The 16,483-nt window shown below is 70.9% G+C and carries 14 protein-coding genes; 7 read left to right on the top strand and 7 right to left on the bottom strand.

The window, feature by feature from the left end; all coding sequences use genetic code 11:
- Window positions 1–141: 141 nt before the first annotated feature.
- Entirely contained in the window at window positions 142–930 is a 789-nt protein-coding gene (locus ACZ4U1_RS23365) for a hypothetical protein (protein WP_467905631.1), read from the bottom strand.
- A gap of 42 nt (window positions 931–972) precedes the next feature.
- On the bottom strand, window positions 973–1,305 hold the full coding sequence (locus tag ACZ4U1_RS23370) for a hypothetical protein (RefSeq protein WP_467905632.1): 333 nt from the start codon (window positions 1,303–1,305) through the stop codon (window positions 973–975).
- A 109-nt stretch (window positions 1,306–1,414) separates the two neighbouring features.
- Here ACZ4U1_RS23370 and ACZ4U1_RS23375 point away from each other — a divergent pair, with 109 nt between their 5' ends.
- From ACZ4U1_RS23375 to ACZ4U1_RS23395, 5 genes are all read left to right on the top strand, one after another.
- Window positions 1,415–1,759, top strand: coding sequence for a hypothetical protein (locus ACZ4U1_RS23375; protein ID WP_467905633.1), 345 nt, complete (start codon window positions 1,415–1,417; stop codon window positions 1,757–1,759).
- Window positions 1,760–1,986: 227 nt separating this feature from the next.
- The gene (locus tag ACZ4U1_RS23380; protein ID WP_467905634.1) at window positions 1,987–3,234 is read left to right on the top strand and encodes a L,D-transpeptidase; all 1,248 of its coding nucleotides are present in this window, start codon (window positions 1,987–1,989) and stop codon (window positions 3,232–3,234) included.
- Window positions 3,235–3,366: 132 nt separating this feature from the next.
- Window positions 3,367–4,815, top strand: a complete 1,449-nt coding sequence (locus tag ACZ4U1_RS23385; protein ID WP_467905635.1) for an ABC transporter permease — start codon at window positions 3,367–3,369, stop codon at window positions 4,813–4,815.
- A 49-nt stretch (window positions 4,816–4,864) separates the two neighbouring features.
- Window positions 4,865–5,548, top strand: coding sequence for an ABC transporter ATP-binding protein (locus ACZ4U1_RS23390; protein ID WP_467905636.1), 684 nt, complete (start codon window positions 4,865–4,867; stop codon window positions 5,546–5,548).
- Between the two features lie 302 nt (window positions 5,549–5,850).
- Window positions 5,851–9,093 carry a S8 family peptidase gene (locus ACZ4U1_RS23395; RefSeq protein WP_467905727.1) on the top strand — a complete coding sequence of 1,081 codons (3,243 nt, stop codon included), beginning with the start codon at window positions 5,851–5,853 and terminating at the stop codon, window positions 9,091–9,093.
- A 55-nt stretch (window positions 9,094–9,148) separates the two neighbouring features.
- On the opposite strand, the gene ACZ4U1_RS23400 is transcribed toward ACZ4U1_RS23395, so the two are convergent.
- Window positions 9,149–10,057 (bottom strand): helix-turn-helix domain-containing protein, encoded by a 909-nt coding sequence (locus ACZ4U1_RS23400; RefSeq protein ID WP_467905637.1) that lies wholly within the window; start codon window positions 10,055–10,057, stop codon window positions 9,149–9,151.
- A 171-nt stretch (window positions 10,058–10,228) separates the two neighbouring features.
- On the opposite strand from ACZ4U1_RS23400, the gene ACZ4U1_RS23405 reads away from it, so the two are divergent.
- Window positions 10,229–11,272: an NAD(P)-dependent alcohol dehydrogenase gene (locus ACZ4U1_RS23405; protein ID WP_467905639.1), complete on the top strand. Its 1,044-nt coding sequence runs from the start codon at window positions 10,229–10,231 to the stop codon at window positions 11,270–11,272.
- A 154-nt stretch (window positions 11,273–11,426) separates the two neighbouring features.
- Here the strand turns inward: ACZ4U1_RS23405 and ACZ4U1_RS23410 are convergent, their stop codons facing one another.
- Complete coding sequence (locus tag ACZ4U1_RS23410) at window positions 11,427–12,152, bottom strand: Type 1 glutamine amidotransferase-like domain-containing protein (RefSeq protein WP_467905640.1); 726 nt, start codon at window positions 12,150–12,152, stop codon at window positions 11,427–11,429.
- An 87-nt stretch (window positions 12,153–12,239) separates the two neighbouring features.
- Window positions 12,240–13,064, bottom strand: a complete 825-nt coding sequence (locus ACZ4U1_RS23415) for an amidohydrolase family protein (protein WP_467905642.1) — start codon at window positions 13,062–13,064, stop codon at window positions 12,240–12,242.
- A 97-nt stretch (window positions 13,065–13,161) separates the two neighbouring features.
- Here ACZ4U1_RS23415 and ACZ4U1_RS23420 point away from each other — a divergent pair, with 97 nt between their 5' ends.
- Window positions 13,162–13,584: a MerR family transcriptional regulator gene (locus ACZ4U1_RS23420; RefSeq protein ID WP_467905643.1), complete on the top strand. Its 423-nt coding sequence runs from the start codon at window positions 13,162–13,164 to the stop codon at window positions 13,582–13,584.
- A gap of 45 nt (window positions 13,585–13,629) precedes the next feature.
- On the opposite strand, the gene ACZ4U1_RS23425 is transcribed toward ACZ4U1_RS23420, so the two are convergent.
- Both ACZ4U1_RS23425 and ACZ4U1_RS23430 read right to left on the bottom strand, forming a co-directional pair.
- Window positions 13,630–14,748, bottom strand: coding sequence for a hypothetical protein (locus ACZ4U1_RS23425; protein ID WP_467905644.1), 1,119 nt, complete (start codon window positions 14,746–14,748; stop codon window positions 13,630–13,632).
- An 88-nt stretch (window positions 14,749–14,836) separates the two neighbouring features.
- Window positions 14,837–16,468, bottom strand: coding sequence for a M48 family metalloprotease (locus ACZ4U1_RS23430; RefSeq protein ID WP_467905645.1), 1,632 nt, complete (start codon window positions 16,466–16,468; stop codon window positions 14,837–14,839).
- Window positions 16,469–16,483 lie beyond the last annotated feature (15 nt).

The following is a 16,483-nucleotide window of genomic DNA, read 5'->3' on the forward strand; positions in this document are numbered from 1 at the left end:
GACCACCCTCGACGCGTTGGTGGTGAGTGATACCCTCTGGGCGCCCGGAAGAAGGTCCCCCGCCCTATCCCGGGGACGTTCGGGGGAAGAGGGGGGGGCCCCGGCAGCTGCCGGGGCCCCTCGACGCTTACGGCCGAAACGTCACTTCAGCTTGGCGGCCTGCGCCTTCACGACCGGAGCGGAGACCGTGTAGGCCTTCTTGCTCATCATCGCGCCGATGTTGATCGTGGTGTACACGGCGAGGGTGTTGCCGTGCCGCACGACCTCGGCGTGCAGCGGCAGGGAGCCGTCCTTGCCCGCGTCGTTGACCGCGGTGAAGGCGACCGACGCGTCACCGGTGCCGGAGGACTTCTCCTCGGCGACCTTGGTGAACTTGCCCTTCTCGCCGTCCTGCTCGCCGGAGAAGCCGCCCGCGCACGCCTTGACCGCGTCGGAGACCGACTTCAGGCCCTGCTCGGCGCCGTCCCCGTCGTACGAGGCCAGCGTGACCACGGTGACGTCCAGGTTCATGGACTCGTTGATCGCGTCCTCGAACTTGCCGCTCTCCAGGTCGTCCATGGAGGTGGCGTCGTCCGTGGGGTCCTTCTTGTCCTCGGTGGCCATCTTGCTGGTGTTGGCCGCCGGGGAGCCGGGCGCGATGCCGGTGAACGCCTGGAGCACCGGGTCGCACTTGGCGTCGTCGGCCTTGACCTTGCTCTCGTCGGGGACGCCGCCCTCGACTTCGCCGACCTTCTGCCCGGGCACGTCGCCCTGGGTAATGATCCGCTTCTTCAACTCCGTGGCGCTCAGCGCCTTCGCGGCAGGATTCGCCGCGTCCTTGCCCGAGGTGCCAGAGTCCTTCGACCCGTCGGCACAGCCCGTGATGAGGGCGAGCGACAGCGCGCTCACAGCTGCGGTGGCGCACAGCCGCACGCCCGATGATCTCTTCATGAGCGAACTATGTGGGCGCTGTCAAGGATTCGTCAAGACAGATTAAAACCCCATGCGTTCCCGACGTACGGAATACACCACGAATCCGGCACCCACGGCGAGGAAAAGGCTGCCGCCGATGACGTACGGGGTGGTGTCGAAGGCTCCCGTGTCGGCCAGCTCGGTCTCCTCCGCCGCCCGGTCCGCGGACTCGGTGGTCGCCGCCGTCACCGCTCTGGCCTGCGTGACGTGTGTGACCCGCGTCGAGACGGAGGTGGTCGCCGTCTCTCTCGCCGGGGCGTCCTGCGAGGCGTTCGCGGACGGGACGAACCACAGCGCGCAGAGCAGGGTGCCCGCGGCGGTGGCGGTCAGCAGCGGACGGCGAGCGGATGACACGGAATATCGATCCCCTTGTGCAGCTGGCGAATTGGCCGTGTGGGGCGATGTTAGTGAAAGGCGCGGGTCACAGGAAAGTCACGGGAGGTTTCCGCCGTACGCTCACGCCATGACTGCTGAAGACACATCACGTTTTGTACGGCTTCGCGTGGAGCTGGTGCTGGAGGTGCAGGACGACGACGAGGTGACCAAGGCCGCGCTGCGCCGGGTCGCCGAGGACTCCGAGCTGCCCGAGGCGGAGCGGACCCACGCCGAGAGCGCTGTGACGGAGGACACCGCGGAGGCCCTGGCCTATCTCGTGGACCCGTTCGACCTGGTCGCCGAGGTACCCGGGGTGGAGCTCCAGCAGGCCTCCTGGTCCAGCGAGCGGATCGACTTCGACCCCGATTCGCCCGACTGGGACCTGGACGAGGATGATGGGGCGGACGACGAGGAAGAGGACGGCATCGGCTGAGCGTCCTGGGGCACCCAAGACCCCGGACGGCAACCGCCGTCCGGGGTTTCGTCGTCCCAGGGGGGTGCACGGACCGGATCCCGTACCGCCCGCGACCGCGCCCCGCGGACGTGGGATGCCCCACAGATCCGCGGTCTGTGGAACGGGGGGAACCGGCCGTAGCGTTGAAGGTTCTCGACGGGGACTCTCGGGGTTATCGCGACTCGGCAACGATGGAGAAGCTTGTGATGACGGACAGTAAGCGGCGCAAGGGCCTGGCGGCCGCGTCCGCTCTGCTCGGCGGTGTGCTGGTGCTCACGGCGTGTTCCGGCGGCGACGATGCCTCCGGCGGCGGCAGCGGCGACACCTCGCAGGCCAAGGTGGACGAGGCGGCGGCCGAGAAGTCGTCCGAGGCGCAGATCACGATCACGCCCAAGGACGGCTCCAACAACGCCTCGATCAACAACTCCGCCGCCGTCACGGTGAGCAAGGGCACCCTCACGGGTGTCACGATGACCACCCAGGACGGCAAGGCCGTCGCCGGCCGGCTGTCCGCCGACAAGAAGAGCTGGAAGCCCAGCGTCCAGCTGGAGCGCTCCACCACCTACAAGCTCGCCGCCGAGGCCAAGGACTCCGAGGGCCGGATAGCCCACGAGAACGCCTCCTTCACCACGGTCTCCCCGGCCAACAGCTTCATCGGCACCTTCACCCCGGACGACGGCTCCACGGTCGGCGTCGGCATGCCGGTGTCCATCAACTTCGACAAGGCGATCACCGACAAGGCCGCCGTGCAGAAGGGCATCACGGTCAGCTCCAGCAGCGGCCAGGAGGTCGCCTGCCACTGGTTCAACGCCAACCGCATGGACTGCCGTCCGGAGGAGTACTGGAAGGAAGGCTCCACCGTCACCCTGAAGCTCGCGCTCGACGGCGTCCAGGGCGCGAGCGGCGTCTACGGCGTCCAGCAGAAGACGGTCACCTTCCACATCGGCCGCAACCAGGTCTCCTACGTCGACGCGCAGACCAAGCAGATGAAGATCACGCAGGACGGCAAGGTCGTCAAGACCATACCGATCTCCGCCGGCTCGCCCGACAACAAGACGTACGAAGGCCAGATGGTGATCTCCGAGAAGTTCAAGGAGACCCGGATGAACGGCGCGACGGTCGGCTTCACCGACGACGACGGCAAGGGCGAGTACGACATCAAGGACGTGCCGCACGCCATGCGCCTGACCACCTCCGGCACCTTCATCCACGGCAACTACTGGGGCGCCCCCTCGGTGTTCGGCAACGTCAACACCAGCCACGGCTGCGTGGGCCTGCAGGACAAGAAGGGCGCGAACGACCCCAGCACCCCGGCGGCCTGGTTGTACAACCACACGCTGATCGGTGACGTCGTCGTCGTCCAGAACACCGGCGACAAGACCGTCTCCCCGGACAACGGCCTCAACGGCTGGAACATGGACTGGGCGCAGTGGAAGGCCGGCTCGGCCGTCTGACGCACGCTCACCCGCAGCTCCGGTGCCGCCCCCAGGGGCGGCACCGGCGTTTTCGGGCCCGGGCCCAGCCTTCTCATGCTCCTCTTATGCCCGCCTTATGGTGTCATCACGGTCCGTCCCTAGCTTGCGGCCATGTTCTTCACCTACCTGAGGCGCGAACTGCGCCGCCGTAGAAAGGCGGCCCTCGTCGTCGCCTCCGGGCTCGCGCTGGGCATCGCGCTGGTCATCGTGGTCAACTCCGTGTCCAACGGCATGGGCAAGGCCCAGGACAAGGTCCTCCAGTCGCTGTACGGGCTGGGTACGGACATGACGGTCACCAAGGCGGCGTCGGCCACCGCCGGCTCCGAGCGTCCGCGCTTCCGGTTCGACGCGGGGGACGACGACTCCACGACGCAGAGCAGCGACCGCGTGACGGTGCAGGGCTTCCAGACACTGCCGGCCTCCACGGTGACCGAGGTCGGCGCGCAGGCCGGTGTCTTTGACGCGGTCGGCGGACTGAGCCTGCAGGTCCTCAAGGTCAGCGGCCAGTTCACACGCGGTCAGTTCCAGCAGAACGGCGACGGAGGCGCCGGCGGATTCCAGCGCGGCGGCGGAGACGGCCAGCCGCAGGGCGAGGTGAAGGGCGGCGGCGCCGACTTCGACGTCAACAACTACTCCGTCTACGGCACCGACGTCACCAAGCCCGCACTCGGCCCGCTGACCTCCTCCAAGATCACCAGCGGCCGCACCTTCAAGGCGACGGAGACCGATGCCAGGGTCGTCGTGGCGGACTCCGCCTACGCCAAGGAGAAGAAGTACAAGGTCGGCTCCAGCGTCACCGTCAAGGGCGTCACGTTCAAGGTGATCGGCATCGCCACCGCCGACAGCGGTGACCCGGCCGCCGACCTGTACATCCCGCTGAAGCAGGCGCAGACCCTCAGCGACTCGAAGAACAAGGTCACCACGATCTACGTCAAGGCGGCCGACTCGCAGAAGATCGACAGCGTCAAGTCGGCGATCCAGAAGAACGTCTCCGGTACGACGGTCACCACCTCCGCCGACCTCGCGGACACCGTCTCCGGCTCCCTGTCCACCGCCTCCTCCCTCGCCGCCAACGTCGGCAAGTGGCTGTCCCTCGCCGTGCTGGTGGCCGCCTTCCTGGTCGCCGGCCTGCTCACCTCCTCGGCGGTCTCCCGCCGGGTCCGCGAGTTCGGCACGCTCAAGGCACTGGGCTGGAAGTCGGGCCGGGTGACCCGGCAGGTGGTCGGCGAGGCCGTCGTCAACGGCCTGGTCGGCGGGGCCCTCGGCATCGCCCTCGGTCTGGCGGGCGCCTACGCCGTCACGGCCGTCAGCCCGAGCCTCCAGGCCCAGTTGGGCGGCGGCACGGGTGGCGGCTTCGGCGGCGGTGGCGGCGGCTTGCCGGGCGGCCCCGGCCGTGGGACGGCGAAGACCCTGGAGGTGGCCCTCACGGCCCCGGTGAGCGTGACGACGATCGTCCTGGCGGTGGGCCTCGCGGTGGCGGGCGGCCTGATCGCGGGCGCGTTCGGCGGCTGGCGGGCGTCCCGGCTCCGCCCGGCGGACGCGCTGAGGCGGGTGGAGTGACGAGCAACCCCCACCCGCCCGCAACCGAAGACGATCCCGGGAGCCACCCATGTACGAACTGAGAAACGTCACCAAGCGCTACACCCGGGGCAAGGACACCGTCCACGCCCTCGACGGAATCGACCTCACCATCGCCGACGGGGACAGGCTCGTCATCCAGGGCCCCACCGGCGGCGGCAAATCCACCCTCCTCCAGATGCTCGGCGCCCTCGACCGCCCCACCTCCGGCGAAGTCGTCCTCGACGGCACGGACCTGGCCGAGCTGACCGAAGCGCGGCTCACCAGAGTCCGCAGCGAGAACATCGGCTTCGTCTTCCAGTCGTTCAACCTCATCCCCACCCTCACCGCCCAGGAGAACGTGGAAACCGCCCTCGTCCCCCTCGGTATCAAGGTGAGGGAACGGCGGGAACTGGCCGCCGAGGCACTGGAATCGGTCGGCCTCGGCGAACGCCTCGGTCATCTCCCCGGCGAGATGTCCGGCGGACAGCAGCAGCGCGTCACCATCGCCCGGGCCGTGGTGAAGAAGCCCAAGGTGCTGCTGGCCGACGAGCCGACCGGCAACCTGGACGAGGGCATGCGGGACGAGATCATGGACGTACTCGAACGCCTGTGGAAGGAGCACGGGCTGACCTTCGTCATGGTCACCCACGACTCCACGCTGGCGAAGAAGGCCCCGCGTCTGGCCACCCTGCGCAAGGGCAGGATCACCGTGAAGGAGAACGCGGGAACCTGACGGCGTATAACACCGGCGGAACGCAACGCACTTCGCGGTTCTGTAACGGTGTTCCGGCCGCCGCGTAACAGTTCCCGTACGCGCTTTCTCACCTCCCTCTCCGCTATTGAGGCCTCTGATCACCCCCCGGCATACTTCGTGACCCGGGGGGTTGACGTTCATCCATGCGAGTCCACCCCCGGCCGGGTGAACGGGGAATTCACCCGGTACTCCATCTCCAGGGGGAGAACTTGCGCAGACAAGTGAAAAGAGCAGCTGCGGCCACCGTGGCGACGGCCGCAGCGGTCGCCCTCGCAGCGGGAATGACCAGCCCCGCGTCGGCGAAGCCCGCAGGCGCCGCGGCGACCGTCGCCGCCGCCTCGAAGGTCACCGCCCAGCATCACGTCACCCTGATCACCGGTGACCGGGTCGCCCTCGACGCCAAGGGCCGCATCGTCGGCCTGGAACGGGCCAAGGGGCGCGAGCACATACCCTTCCAGGTCCGCAAGGCCGCCGGCCACACCCTGGTCATCCCGGCCGACGCGGCCCACCTGGTCGCCTCCGGCACGCTCGACCAGCGCCTGTTCGACGTCACCGAGCTGAACAAGGCCGCCACCCGCAAGGCCCAGAAGAACGGCCTGAAGGTCATCGTCGGCTACCGCGGCGCCGCCACCGGCGCCAAGGCCGACGTCCGGGACGCGGGCACCCTGCGCCGCAGCCTGAAGGCGCTCAACGCGGACGCCGTGCAGACCCCGGTCAAGGCCACCGCCGAGCTGTGGGACGCCGTCACCAACGGCGACCGGACCGCCTCCGGCATCGCGCACGTCTGGCTCGACGGCGTCCGCAAGGCCAGCCTGGACACGTCCGTGCCGCAGATCGGCGCCCCCACCGCCTGGCAGGCCGGCTACACCGGCAAGGGCGTCAAGGTCGCCGTCCTCGACACCGGCGTCGACACCAGCCACCCGGACCTCAAGAACCAGGTGCTGGAGTCCAAGAACTTCACCGCCGCCGCCGACGCCACCGACCACTTCGGACACGGCACGCACGTCGCCTCCATCGTGGCGGGCACCGGCGCCAAGTCGGGCGGCACGTACAAGGGCGTGGCCCCCGACGCCAAGCTCCTCAACGGCAAGGTCCTGGACGACTCCGGCTTTGGTGACGACTCCGGCATCCTCGCCGGCATGGAGTGGGCGGCCGCGCAGGGCGCCAATGTCATCAACCTGAGCCTCGGCGGCTACGACACGCCCGAGGTCGACCCGCTCGAAGCCGAGGTCAACAAGCTCTCCGCCGAGAAGGGCGTCCTGTTCGCGATCGCCGCGGGCAACGACGGACCCCAGTCGATCGGCTCGCCGGGCAGCGCGGACGCCGCGCTCACCGTCGGCGCCGTCGACAAGAAGGACAAGCTGGCGGACTTCTCCTCCACCGGCCCGCGCGTCGGCGACGGCGCCATCAAGCCGGACGTCACCGCGCCCGGCGTCGACATCACCGCCGCCGCGGCCAAGGGCAGCGTCATCGACCAGGAGGTCGGCGAGAAGCCCGAGGGCTACCTGACCATCTCCGGCACCTCGATGGCCACCCCGCACGTCGCGGGCGCCGCCGCCATCCTCAAGCAGGAGCACCCCGACTGGGGCTACTCCGAGCTGAAGGGCGCCCTGACCGGCTCCACCAAGGGCGGCAAGTACACCCCGTTCCAGCAGGGTTCGGGCCGCATCCAGGTCGACAAGGCCATCAAGCAGTCGATCGTCGCCGACCCGGTGTCGGTGAGCTTCGGCGTGCAGCAGTGGCCGCACACCGACGACAAGCCGGTCACCAAGAAGCTGACGTACCGCAACCTCGGCGACAAGGACGTCACGCTCACCCTGAGCAGCACCGCCACCAACCCCAAGGGCGCGGCGGCCCCGGCGGGCTTCTTCAAGCTCGGCGCGACGAAGGTGACCGTCCCGGCGCACGGCAAGGCCGCGGTCGACCTCACCGTCGACACCAAGCTGGGCGGCACCGTCGACGGCGCCTACTCCGCGTACGTGACGGCGACGGGCGGCGGCCAGACCGTCCGCACGGCCGCCGCGGTGCAGCGCGAGGTGGAGTCGTACGACATCACACTGAAGTTCATCGGCCGTGACGGCAAGCCCACCCCGAACTACGGCGCCGACCTCAGCGGCGTGGCGGGCCTGGCCGGCGGCGTCTGGCTGAACCCGTACGACAAGTCCGGCACGGTGAAGGTGCGCGCGCCCAAGGGCACGTACATCCTCAACACCTCCGTCTACGCGGACCCGCAGGACGCCACCAAGGGCATCGACTGGATCGCGCAGCCGAAGCTGACCGTCGGCAAGAAGCAGACGATCACCATCGACGCGCGCAAGGCCAAGCCGGTGGACATCACCATTCCGGCCTCGGGCGCGAAGTCCCTGTTCGCCTCGCCGGGCTTCGACGTCTCGATCGGCGACAACCAGTACGGCTACGGCTGGTTCCTGGACACGTACAAGAACTTCCGCACCGCCCACCTGGGCCCGCAGCTGCCCGCCGGTTCACTGCGCCAGCAGTGGGACGGCCACTGGAGCAAGGGCGCGACCGAGCAGTACGACGTCACCTCCGGCGGCGCGGTCAAGCAGCTCGCCACCGGCTACACCAAGCACTACAAGGCGAGCGAGCTGGCCACGGTGAAGGCCCGGCTCGGCGCCGCGGCCAAGGGCAAGAAGGGCTCGATCGACGCGGTGGGCTGGCTGCCCGGCAGCTCCGGCGCGTCCTCCGTCAGCGTCCCGCAGAACCTGCCCGGCACCCGTACCCTGCACCTGTCCGCCACCGGCGGCGTGAAGTGGCAGCTGGAGTTCCAGCAGAACGGCGGCGTCGACCAGGACGGCTTCCCGGTCAACGAGGCCGGCTACGGCCTCGGCCAGTTCAGCTTCAAGGCCGGCCGGACCTACACCAAGACGGTCAACACCGCGGTCTTCGGCCCGCACGTGGGCACCGGCTTCGGCATCTTCCGGGACGGCAACGAGATCTTCGGTTCGCTGCCGCTGTTCGCCGACTCCGGCAAGCACGCCGGGTACTCGCAGTACACCTCGGTGAACACCACCCTGTACCGCAACGGCACCAAGGTCGGCTCCAACAACGACCCGCTGTTCGGTGAGAAGCCCTTCAAGGTCCCCGCCGGTGACGCGGCGTACAAGCTGACCACCTCGGTCAAGCGGTCCTCGAAGGTGGCGGAGGCCTCGACGCGCATCGACGCGGCCTGGACCTTCCGCTCCAAGAAGGCGGACTTCACCCAGCTGCCCGCCTCCGCGCTGCACTTCGGCGCCACGACCGGCCTCGACAGCCGGGTCACGGCCGGCAAGACGGTCACCTTCCCGGTCACCGTCGAGGGCTCGGCCGCGGGCCGCAACCTGAAGTCCCTCGCCGTCTACGTCTCCTACGACGGCAAGAACTTCAAGAAGGTCACCGTCAAGAACGGCAAGATCACCGTCAAGAACCCGGCGAAGAACAAGGCGATCTCGTTCCGCGCCAAGATCACCGACAAGAAGGGCAACACGTCGGAGATCACGATCTACAACGCGTACTTCGGCAAGTAGGCCGTAGCGCTCCCTGGGTGAGGGGCACACCGGAGGTCAGCCTCCGGTGTGCCCCTCATCGCGTCGCCGCGCGGGTCGCGTCCGCGCCCCAGCTGGCCAGCAGACGCAGGGACTCGGCGGAGGGGGAGCCGGGCTCCGCGTGGTAGGTGACCAGGGACTGGTCCGAGCCGTCCGTCAGGCGGAAGCTCTCGAAGTTCAGGGCCAGGTCGCCGACCAGCGGATGGTGCAGGTGCTTGAGGCCGTGGCTCTTCTCCCTGACGTCGTGCGTGGCCCACAGCCGGCGGAACTCCTCGCTCTTCACGGACAGCTCGCCCACCAGCGCCGACAGCCGGGGATCGTCCGGATGGCAGCCCGCGTCCATCCGCAGCGCGCACACGATGTCGATCGCCTTCTGCTCCCAGTCGACGAACAGGTCCCGGTAGTCCGGGTGCAGGAACACCAGCCGCGCCCAGTTCCGCTCGGCCGCCGGCAGCTGCGCCCAGTCACCGAAGACGGCCGCCGCCATCCGGTTCCAGGCGAGGATCTCCGCCCGTCGGCCCACCACGTACGCCGGTACGCCGTCCATCGTGTCCAGCAGCTGCCGCAGCGCCCCCCGCACCTGCTGCTGCCGCGCCGCCGGCTTCTTCTTGTGCGCCTTCGGCTTCGCCAGGTGGGTGAGGTGCGCGTGCTCGGCCTCCGTCAGCCGCAGCGCCCGCGCGATCGAGGCCAGCACCTCCGCCGACACGTTCCGCCCGTTGCCCTGTTCCAGCCGGGTGTAGTACGCCACCGACACCCCGGCCAGCTGCGCCAGCTCCTCCCGGCGCAGCCCCGGCACCCTGCGGTGCCGCCCGAAGCCGGTCAGACCGACGTCCTCCGGCTTCAGCCGGGCCCGCCGGCTGCGCAGGAACTCGCTCAGCTCCGCCCGCCGGTCCAGGGTCCGGCCGGTGGCGACCACTGCGTCCGGCTGCTCGTCCCTGCTCTCCATACGTCCAGTATTCCTGGTCGTACGCACACGAGCCTGACCCCGCCAGTGGTACGCACAGCGGTCGTACGCAAAGCCGTGGTCTGGGTGGCCGGCCCGCCGCGCGGCAGGCTGGAGGCCGTGCCCGGCAGGAAGGCAGCCGGGCGCGAGACCCCTCGCTAGGAGATCCACGGCATGACCACTGTTGCCGCATACGCCGCGCCCGCCGCGAAGGCACCGCTGGAGCGGACGACCATCGCGCGACGCGCGGTCGGCGAGTTCGACGTCCTGATCGACATCAAGTTCGCCGGTATCTGTCACTCCGACATCCACCAGGCCCGGGAGGGCTGGGGCGAGGCGATCTTCCCGATGGTCCCCGGCCACGAGATCGCCGGCGTCGTCGCCGAGGTCGGCCCCGGCGTCACGAAGTTCCAGGTCGGCGACCGGGTGGGCGTCGGCTGCATGGTCGACTCCTGCCGCGAGTGCGAGAACTGCCTGCGCGGCGAGGAGCAGTACTGCTCGAACGGCAGCTTCGGCCCCACGTACAACGCCATCGGCCGGGACGGCACCCCCAACTACGGTGGCTACTCGCAGAAGATCGTCGTGGACGAGAACTACGTCGTCCGCATCCCCGACGGTCTGTCCCTCGATGTGGCCGCGCCGCTGCTGTGCGCCGGCATCACCCTCTACTCCCCGCTGAAGCGCTGGAACGCCGGCCCCGGCAAGAAGGTCGCGATCCTCGGCATGGGGGGCCTCGGCCACATGGGCGTGAAGATCGCGCACGCTCTCGGCGCCGAGGTGACGGTCCTGTCGCAGTCCCTGCGCAAGCAGGAGGACGGCCTCAAGCTGGGTGCCGACCACTACTACGCCACCAGCGACCCGAAGACCTTCGAGGAACTGCGCGGCACGTTCGACCTGATCGTGTCCACGGTGTCGGCCCCGCTGGACTTCAACGCCTACCTGGCGCTGCTGAAGACGGAGGGCGCGCTGGTGAACGTGGGCGCCCCCGAGGAGCCGATCTCCCTCAACCTCTTCTCGGTGATCGGCGGCGGCAAGACCCTCGCGGGCTCCATGATCGGCGGCATCGCGCAGACCCAGGAGATGCTGGACTTCTGCGCGGAGCACGGCTTCGGCGCCGAGATCGAGCTGATCAGCGCGGACCAGATCAACGAGGCGTACGAGCGGGTGCTGGCGAGCGACGTCCGCTACCGCTTCGTCATCGACACCGCCACGATCTGACCCGCGGTCCTGCTGGGCCGTAGTCCTGCCGGGTCGTGGTCCCGCTGGGCTACGGCCTGCGGCGGACCGTCTGCCTGCTGCGGGCCGTCCGCCGGGTGCGGGTGCGTCGTGGGCGCTCGCGCAGTTGCCCGGGCCCCTGCGGGGCGCTCACCCGCTACCTCGGACCGAAGCCCTCTCCGGCGCCGTACGCCCGGACCACCGCGCCCCCGTCCGCCGCGGGCCGCACCACATGCACCCGCCCGGCCCCGGACACCCGGGCCTCGTCGTCCCCGACCGCGAGCAGCGTGTTCTCGTCCACGGCGACCCCGTACGGCACCTCCCCTCGCGCGACCGCCGACACCAGCCGCGGCAGCGTGCCCCACTGGGCGGCGTGCACATCCACCGCGAACGGCACCAGCCCGAGCCCCGGCCGCACCTCGACCTCCGCCAGATCCTCCCCGGTCTCCTCCGGGCACACCGGCACCCCGTCCACCAGCCACCCGCCGACCACGGCCCGCCGCGCGGCCACGGCGGCACCGGCGGAGAAACCGGCGTACGGCAGACCGCGCGCCGCCAGCAGCTCCGGCAGCCGCTCCAGGCAGTCCGCGAGCGCCTCCTGGTACGCCGGCGTCAGCCCGCCGCACACCAGCAGCCCGTCGATCCCGTCCAGCGCGGCCTCCGGCTCGAACCGGCCGCCGAGCGGCACCAGCAACGGCACCGGCACGCACGCCGGGTCCGCCTTCCCCAGCGCCACCGCGTACCGCTCGAACTGCGCAGCCCCGTCCCCCTCGTCGAGAACCAGACACCCGACGCGCCGCTCCCCGCGCACCCGGCGCAGGAACGGCTCGTACACCTCGGCGCGGGCCCAGCCACCACCGATCAGAAACACAGGACTGCCCATGCCCTCCCCTTCGACCTCGTCGATCTCTGCGGCTCCGCAGACGTAAGGGGCGAATCTACGGGGCGGAAGCCGAAGCCGTCGCCCGATTTACGTGCTCACGGGCTCACACGTGTTCACGGGCTGGCGGGGCACGCGGAACAGTTCGGCCGCGGTGCCGCCGAGCACCCGGTCGCGGACCTCGCCGGAGGCCGTGGCCCGCTCCACCATCACGCGGGCCACGACGGGGTCGCCGTAGGGCGCGTCGGAGCCGAAGAGGGTGCGCTCGGGGAGTTCGCGGACGGCCAGCCGTACGGCGATGACCAGGAACGCCGTCGACAGCTCCAGGTACATGCCGGGCGTGTCCCGCACCAGTTCCACGGCCTCCATCCAGTGCAGGCCGCCGAGCTGGCTGACGACCAGCGGGACGCCGGGGTGGCGGCGCGAGAGAGCGGCGAGCGTGCGCAGGTCGTCCGCGGTGGTGGGTGCGAAGCCGTGCACGACCACGGGCAGCCCGCCGTGGTCGGCGGCGGCCCTCAGCACGGGCTCCAGCCGCCCGGCCCGCCCCGGCGCCGGCGTCAGCTCCCCGATCCCGGCGAGCCCCCGCCCGACGACGTCCTCGGCGACGGCCCGCTCGACCTCCTCCGCCGGCAGCTCCAGCGGCACGGACCCGAACCCGACGAACCGGTCCGGATGCGCGGCGACCGCGGCGGTCACCTCGTCCAGCGCACCGGCGAAGGCCGCCCGTGACCCGCCGCGCCCGCCGAGCGCACCGTCCAGCACCGCGAACTCCCGCCGCAGCGACGGCAGATCGCCGGCCCGCTCGGGATGCGGCCGGGTCGGGAACAGGACGGCCCGGTCGACACCGGCGGCGTCCAGGGCGTCCAGGTGGAGGCCTACGGGGTCGTGGACATGCCCGTGCGCATCGATGATCACTGTCTCTCCCCAGGGTTCGCGGAATCCCGTTCTCCGGGGGAGAGTTGCAGCCTCACACAGTGACAAGGTCAAGCGAGACGGAAAAGAGGACCACACCGTGCTGATCGGCGAACTGGCGGCCCGCACCGGCACCAGCCCCCGCCTCCTGCGCCACTACGAGAGCGCCGGCCTCCTCACCCCGCACCGCCGTGCCAACGGCTACCGCACGTACGAGGAGTCGGACGTCCAGCGCGTCCACCGCATCCGCACCCTCCTCGCCGCAGGCCTGCCGACCCGCGTGGTCGCCACCCTGCTGCCGTGCACGACGGACACCGGGACAGGTCCGTCCCTCACCGCCTGCCCGGGCGTCGGCCGGACCCTGACCGAACGCCTCCGCGAACTCGACGCCCGAGCCGCCCGCCTGGAGCAGGAGCGAGCGGAACTACGGCACCTGCTGCGCGCCGTGCACGCAGACCGTCACGCCCCGGCCTCCGCCACGCCGACCGGGCAGGACACCGCGGTCCCGCCCAGGCCGCACTAGCCCGCCGGCGGCCGCTGCACCGTCCGGGCGATCCCGCGCGTCCCGTCAGGCGGTCGTCGGCGCGGTCTGGGCCACCTCGCGCACCACGGTGTTGCGGACCTGGCAGTAGTACCCGGCCTTGTCGTTCCGGTAGCGCCACGGCAGGGCGTTCACATGCCCGTCGACCAGCTTGAACTGCTCCAGCGCCGCCTCGTTGCGGTCCTGCAGGTGCAGGTAGAACGCCAGCAGGTGACGCAGTTCCGGCAGCCGCGGGTGGGACGGGTCGGCCGCCGCCGCGTCCGCGAGGGCCGCCTCGACCCGGGCCAGCATCTCCGGGGTGTTGTCGGCCGCGGTGTCCTCCGAGTCGTCGTGCTCGAAGTGCGCGATGAGCGGCAGCGCCGTCAGCAGGCTGCCCAGCGGTGCGTCGGCCGCGGCCCGCTCGGCGAACTCCATGGCCTGCCGCTCGGAGCCGCGCCACTTCTGGCACCAGTACTGCAACGCCGAGAAGTGGGCCTCGTAGTGGTGCGGGGCGCGGGTGGTGATCTCCGCCCACAGCTTGTCCATCTCGGCGTTCGGGTAGCCGAGGCCCAGCGCCACCCAGATCTCCGCGACGTACGGCGTCGGGTCGTCCGGGTTCAGCGCCGCGGCCCTGGCGATCTCCTCGCGGGCACCGGTCAGCGTGCGGTGGAAGGCCTCGGCCTGCTCCCTGGTCGTGTACTGGGCCGTCTTGGCGCCCCGCAGCTTCCAGGCGAGGATCACCGTGCTGCGCGCCCGGACCACGGCCGCGTCCGGATCGTCGCGCCGCACGGCCTCCCACGCCAGCAGCCAGGCGTCCTCCTCGGCCGCGCACTCGGCCAGCAGATAGGCGACCGCCGACCGGCGCTCCCAGTCCCGGCCCAGCGACGCGAGCAGGTCGGCGGCCGGCAGCCAGTCGCCGCCGCGCACCGCGGCGAGCACACCGGCCCACTCGGCGGGCAGGGGCGCGGCGAGGTCCGTGTTCTGCCGCTCGGCGGGCAGCAGCCCGAGCTTCTCCGCGGCCTGCGCGGCCTCGGCGGCCTCCGTCGCCTCCGCGTCGTCGTCGGGGCTCGGGTTGAACAGTTCCTTGAGGAACACCCAGGCCAGCCACAGCACGAAGATGAGCGTGGGGACGGCCAGGACGCCCAGGATCCAGAAGAGGACGGTCATCGGGGGTCGGTCCGTTTCGTTCTTGGGGGCAGCGGGGGGCGGGGTTTTACGGGGAGGGGGGAGGCGGGTTGCTGGAGGCCGCGGTCCGTCAGGCGTTCTGGGTGGCCGGCGGCAGCAGCGCCCGCAGCCGAGTGGTGTCGGGGTGGTCGGCGAGGGCCGCCTCCACCGCCGCCTCCAGCTCGGCCTCGGGACCGTCCTGCTCCGTCTGTGAGCCCCAGCCCGGCAGCCGTACCGACGCCGGCTGGGTCCAGGAGAACTCCCAGTGCAGCAGCGAACGGGAGCTGAACTCGGCCAGCACCATCGTGCGCAGCGAGCGGCGCAGCACCGGCCGTACGAACTCGCGGAAGGCCCGCCCCTTCGCGGCGGCCGCCTCCTCCGACAGCGGCAGCTTCTCCGCCACCCGCCACAGCCGGCCGTCGTCGATGACGTCCAGCAGCGCGGACAGCGTCGCCGGCCGGCCGGTGTACCCGCTCAGCGCCCGGTGCAGCGGGGTCTGCGCGGCCGACAGGCCCGCGGCCATCGAGGCGTCCAGCAGCTCCTCCCAGCCGGCCGCGCGCGGGTAGCGCAGCAGTTCGTCGGCGAGGACGGCGTCCTCCAGCGCGGCCATCGTGCGTGCCGGGTCGGTCAGCAGGGCCAGCGCCGCGCCCTTGGCCTCCTCGGTGCGGCCGTCGGCGGGCAGCGCCTCGATGCGGCGGACGCGCTCGGCGATCGGCGGGTGGGAGTCGTACGGCCCCGCCGGCTCCTCCGGCAGCTCCGAACGGAGGTCCACCAGCTCCAGTTCACGGGCCGTCAGCAGCCGGCCGAAGCCGCCGAAGAACTCACCGCGCGGCGGCAGCAGCCGGGCCTGGAGACCGAGGGTGGCGTACGACTCCAGGTAGAAGTCGTGGGAGGCGGACAGGACCGGGATCTCCCGCAGCGCCGACGAGGTCGCGTCGCGGCCGGCGATCCGGGCGGCGGTCAGATCGGCGGCGAACTCCTGGCCGCGCGCCGTGGAGAGGGAGGCGCGCAGGTAGAACTTGCCGTACGCGGTGTAGATCCGCGCCATCGTCCGGTACGTCGCTCCGACACCGGTCGTGTCGACCTGCTTGGCCTTCTTGCCCTTGGCGACCCGCTTGGCGGACGCCCGCTCCTGCCGGGCCCGGTCGGCGGCCACCTTGCCGTCCGCCTTCTCGTGGAACTGGCCGATGACCCGGCCGATCTGCACGCGCCCGCGCACGACGAGCGCGGACAGCCGGGTGTCACCGCCGGTGAAGTGCCCGAACTCGTGGGCGAGTACGGAGCGCAGCTGGGCCTCGGTCAGGCCGGTCAGCAGCGGGACGCCGAGGTAGAGGCGGCGCGGGCCGGAAAGCAGGCCGAGCAGCCGCGGATCCTCGCTGACGGCCGCGTTGACCTCGCCGGTGAGCACGATCCGGTCGGGGGCGCGGGTGCCGGCCGCCGCGGCGATCTCCCGGACCAGCGCCCACAGCCGGGGCTCGTCGGCCTCGGTGACCGGGATGCCGGGGCCGTCCTCGCCCTTGGGCGTGCGCAGCATCAGCATGCCGCGGACGACCGGGATGGCGAGCAGCACGGTGACGAAGCCGACCTTCGCCGTGAGCGGGCCGTGTCCCCAGCTGAACACGAGGACATCGAGGCCGATCAGCGCGGCGAGCAGGACGAGGCTCAGCAGATAGAAGCCGAGCAGCAGGACGAGAGCGCGCAGCGCGCGCAGAGTTGCGCCCATCGGGCAGATCCCCCC

This window comes from Streptomyces sp. NPDC028928, assembly GCF_055564915.1.

What these genes read in the sequence shown, in the direction of transcription:
- ACZ4U1_RS23365 (WP_467905631.1), bottom strand. Translation starts at nt 930, where the DNA reads ATGAAGAGATCATCGGGCGTGCGGCTGTGCGCCACCGCAGCTGTGAGC.
- ACZ4U1_RS23375 (WP_467905633.1), top strand. Translation starts at nt 1,415, where the DNA reads ATGACTGCTGAAGACACATCACGTTTTGTACGGCTTCGCGTGGAGCTG.
- ACZ4U1_RS23380 (WP_467905634.1), top strand. Translation starts at nt 1,987, where the DNA reads ATGACGGACAGTAAGCGGCGCAAGGGCCTGGCGGCCGCGTCCGCTCTG.
- ACZ4U1_RS23385 (WP_467905635.1), top strand. Translation starts at nt 3,367, where the DNA reads ATGTTCTTCACCTACCTGAGGCGCGAACTGCGCCGCCGTAGAAAGGCG.
- ACZ4U1_RS23390 (WP_467905636.1), top strand. Translation starts at nt 4,865, where the DNA reads ATGTACGAACTGAGAAACGTCACCAAGCGCTACACCCGGGGCAAGGAC.
- ACZ4U1_RS23395 (WP_467905727.1), top strand. Translation starts at nt 5,851, where the DNA reads ATGACCAGCCCCGCGTCGGCGAAGCCCGCAGGCGCCGCGGCGACCGTC.
- ACZ4U1_RS23400 (WP_467905637.1), bottom strand. Translation starts at nt 10,057, where the DNA reads ATGGAGAGCAGGGACGAGCAGCCGGACGCAGTGGTCGCCACCGGCCGG.
- ACZ4U1_RS23405 (WP_467905639.1), top strand. Translation starts at nt 10,229, where the DNA reads ATGACCACTGTTGCCGCATACGCCGCGCCCGCCGCGAAGGCACCGCTG.
- ACZ4U1_RS23410 (WP_467905640.1), bottom strand. Translation starts at nt 12,152, where the DNA reads ATGGGCAGTCCTGTGTTTCTGATCGGTGGTGGCTGGGCCCGCGCCGAG.
- ACZ4U1_RS23425 (WP_467905644.1), bottom strand. Translation starts at nt 14,748, where the DNA reads ATGACCGTCCTCTTCTGGATCCTGGGCGTCCTGGCCGTCCCCACGCTC.
- ACZ4U1_RS23430 (WP_467905645.1), bottom strand. Translation starts at nt 16,468, where the DNA reads ATGGGCGCAACTCTGCGCGCGCTGCGCGCTCTCGTCCTGCTGCTCGGC.